The sequence below is a fragment of the Candidatus Accumulibacter vicinus genome (assembly GCF_000584955.1).
Taxonomy (GTDB): Bacteria; Pseudomonadota; Gammaproteobacteria; order Burkholderiales; family Rhodocyclaceae; genus Accumulibacter; species Accumulibacter vicinus.
In genome coordinates, this window is record NZ_JDSS02000019.1 from 128,451 (window position 1) to 131,611 (window position 3,161).

The 3,161-nt window shown below is 62.8% G+C and carries 4 protein-coding genes; 3 read left to right on the forward strand and 1 reads right to left on the reverse strand.

Going from position 1 to position 3,161, the window contains the following annotated elements; translation table 11 throughout:
* From CAPSK01_RS07030 to CAPSK01_RS07040, 3 genes are all read left to right on the forward strand, one after another.
* Positions 1–278, forward strand: a 278-nt coding sequence (locus CAPSK01_RS07030; RefSeq protein ID WP_034924406.1) for an ABC transporter permease subunit, incomplete at its 5' end; no start/stop codon positions are given.
* A complete protein-coding gene (locus tag CAPSK01_RS07035) occupies positions 278–1,072 on the forward strand; it encodes an ABC transporter permease (RefSeq protein WP_034924408.1) in 795 nt (264 codons plus the stop codon). The genes CAPSK01_RS07030 and CAPSK01_RS07035, both read left to right, overlap by 1 nt.
* A complete protein-coding gene (locus CAPSK01_RS07040) occupies positions 1,069–2,139 on the forward strand; it encodes a spermidine/putrescine ABC transporter substrate-binding protein (protein ID WP_034924410.1) in 1,071 nt (356 codons plus the stop codon). The genes CAPSK01_RS07035 and CAPSK01_RS07040 overlap by 4 nt, the downstream gene beginning before the upstream one ends.
* A 6-nt stretch (positions 2,140–2,145) precedes the next feature.
* On the opposite strand, the gene CAPSK01_RS07045 is transcribed toward CAPSK01_RS07040, so the two are convergent.
* On the reverse strand, positions 2,146–3,161 hold a 1,016-nt coding region (locus CAPSK01_RS07045; protein WP_273703231.1), incomplete at its 5' end, for a gamma-glutamyltransferase.

Sequence of the window (3,161 nt, forward strand, 5' to 3'; positions counted from 1 at the left end):
CCTGGACGCGCTTCTGGCGAATCACCCTGCCGCTCTCGCTACCCGGTATCTGGGCGGGCTCGGCGCTGGTCTTCATTCCGGTTCTCGGCATGTTCGCCATTCCCGAGTTGCTCGGCGGCACACGCGATCTGCTGATCGGCAACCTGATCAAGGAACAGTTTCTCGACAACCGCGACTGGCCGCTTGGTTCGACCTTGTCGCTGCTGCTGACCGTCGCCGTGCTGGCGCTGGCGGGATTGTCAGCGAGGGCCGGGCGGCTGCGCCGGGGGCGTGCCTGATGGCACGTGCTCGCCAGTCGCTCTGGCTGTGGGCCGCGGCACTGGCCGTCTACGCCTTTCTTTATCTGCCGCTGGCGGTAGTGGTGATCTTCTCTTTCAACGATTCGTTGCTCAACGCCGAGTGGGTCGGTTTTACCACCCGCTGGTATGGCACGCTCCTCGACGACACCGAGATGCTGAATGCCGCCGCCAATTCGCTGTTCATTGCCATCGCTGCGGCCAGCGTGGCCACCGTGCTTGGTACCATGGCCGGCATGGCCATGCAGCGCTGGCGAGCGGGTTTTCTGCGCTTCCTGCCTGTTCTGGTGCTGACGCCGGTGGCGATGCCCGAGCTTCTGCTCGGGGTCTCTCTCCTGCTGTTCTTCCGGCAGGTGCTCGACCTGACGCTCGGGCTGATCTCGATCCTGATCGCGCACATCACTTTCTCGATCGGCTTCGTCGCGATCATCGTCCGCGTTCGTCTGGCCGGGATGGACGAGAGCATTTTCGAAGCCGCGCGGGATCTCGGCGCCAGCCCGTGGCAGACTTTCCGGCGCGTGACTCTGCCCCTGCTCCTGCCGGGCATTCTGGCCGGTTTTCTGATGAGCTTCACGCTCTCGGTCGACGACTTCGTGATCACCGTCTTTGTCGCCGGTGTTGGCGTCACGACGCTGCCGCTGCAAATCTACTCGATGATCAAGGTGGCCGTGAGTCCCGAAGTGAACGCCGTGTCTACGCTGCTGATGGCGCTGACGCTGACCTTGATCGCGCTGGCCTCGAAACTTGCACCTGACACATTGCAGGGCAGGGCATGAAAGCGCTGCGCGCCAGCGTCGTTGCCGTGCTGCTCGCAGTCCTCGCGATGCTGGCGCATGCTGAAGACGTTCTCTATCTCTACATCTGGAATACCTACCTCTCGGAAGACACCGTGCAACGGTTCGAGGTGCAATGTCGCTGCCGGCTGAAACAGGACTTCTACTCCGACAACGAGGAAATGCTGGCCAAGCTCGAAGCCGGCGCAATCGGCTACGATCTCATCGTTCCGACCGGCAACGCCGTCGAGACGCTGCTCCGCAAGAACGCGTTGCGCCCGCTCGACAAGAGCAAACTGCCGAATCTGAAGAACGTCAAGGCCGAGTTTCATGATCCATGGTATGATCCCGGCATGCGTTATGCAGTGCCTTACGCAACCACGGTGACACTGCTCGGTTACAACGCCACCCGGCTGGCCGAACTCGGCCTGCCGACCGACAGCTGGGCGTTGATCTTCGAACCGCGTCACCTCGAAAAACTGAAAGGCAAGGTGACGGTCCTCAACAGCCAGCGCGAACTGATGGCCGCGGCGATGAAATACCTCGGCTACTCGGTTCAGGAGAATGACCCGGCACGCTGGGATGAGGCCAAGCGCCTGATCCTGCGCGCCAAGCCGTACTGGGCGACCTTTTCCAACAGCACCTACATCAAGGACCTGGCAATCGGCAACATCTGGGTCGCACACGGTTACTCAAGCGACATGTTCCGCGCCCAGCAGGACGCGCAGGAGGCCAAGCGCCCATTTACCATTGGTTTTCGAACGCCAAAGGAAGGCGCGGTGTTGGCGGTCGACAGCTTTGTACTGCACAAATCCGGTCGCCGCCCCGACCTTGCGCACCAGTTCATCCAGTTCATGCTCGAAGGCGCCAACGCTGCCGACGTCTCCAGCCTGATCGGTGCCGGCAACCCGAACGCGGCGGCGATGCCGTACATTCCTCCCGAGATCGCCGGCAATCCGGGGATTTTCCCGCCGCCGGACGATTTGCGGCGCCTCGAAATGCTGCGCGATTTCGATCCGAAAACGCGCCGCTTGCTGTCGCGGATGTGGACCGAGATCAAGGTCCGCTGAATCCGGTTACGACTCGGCAACCATCACCACGCCGCCACGTCTGCGGTCAGCGGCACCAGACAAACGACCGTCGGCACTGGCAACGCCATTGACCCCGCCAAAGAACATGCTCGTCGCCTCGAAGCAGGTCGCGGCCGGCCAGGCCTGCTGCAGGGCATCAGCCACCCCCTCGTCGAGGCCGACGTTCTCGAACCACAGTTTGCTGCCTTCGACATGCAGGCGGGCGGCGTTCAACGCTTCGTCAAGCGGGCGCCGATAGAGCAGAAGATTGAGCAGTGCCTGCAGGATGGCACTGCGAATCCGGTTTGACCCACCACTGCCGAGGGCAAAACATGGCCGGTCGCCGGCGATGACGATGGTGGGTGACATCATGGTGCTCATCCAGCTTCCCGGTGCCAGTCGATGGAAACCGGCCGGGTTGATGTCGTCTTCGCCGAGGAAGTTGTTGACGTGGATTCCCAGCTCCGGCAACACATGCCCGCAACCCTCGCCGTTGCTGGTGGTCATTGCCGCGGCCATGCCCTCGGCATCAATTACCGAGATATGCGTGGTCGCACCGAGCAGGTTCTCGTGAGTGCGTGAGCGTGCCCGCTCGACCCAGGCCGGGAGGCCATCGCCGGCAACCAGTGCGCGGATCGACGCCGGGTCGGCATATAGTCGGTGATCGTAACCCGCAAGGCGAATCTGCGATACGGTTGCCAGTATCGCCGCCACCACGAGTTGATGCTCGCGCGAGAGAAATGACTCCTGGCCAATACCCAGGCTCTCGGCGATGCGCAGCCCGGCGCCGATCAGGCCGCCGCCGGCGGCTGGTGGCGGGTTGGTCAACACGCGGTAAGGACCGAAGGGAACGTGCAGCGGTTCACGCACTACCGGCGCGTAGGCGGCAACATCCTGCGTGGTCAGCAGTCCGCCTTGAGCAGGGCCGAAGTGATTGACCAACGACGCCTGGTACTGGGCGACCAGGCAGTTCGGATTACCTTCGCCAAGCGCCTGCAGAAAATCGCCGAGGTCGGGGTTGG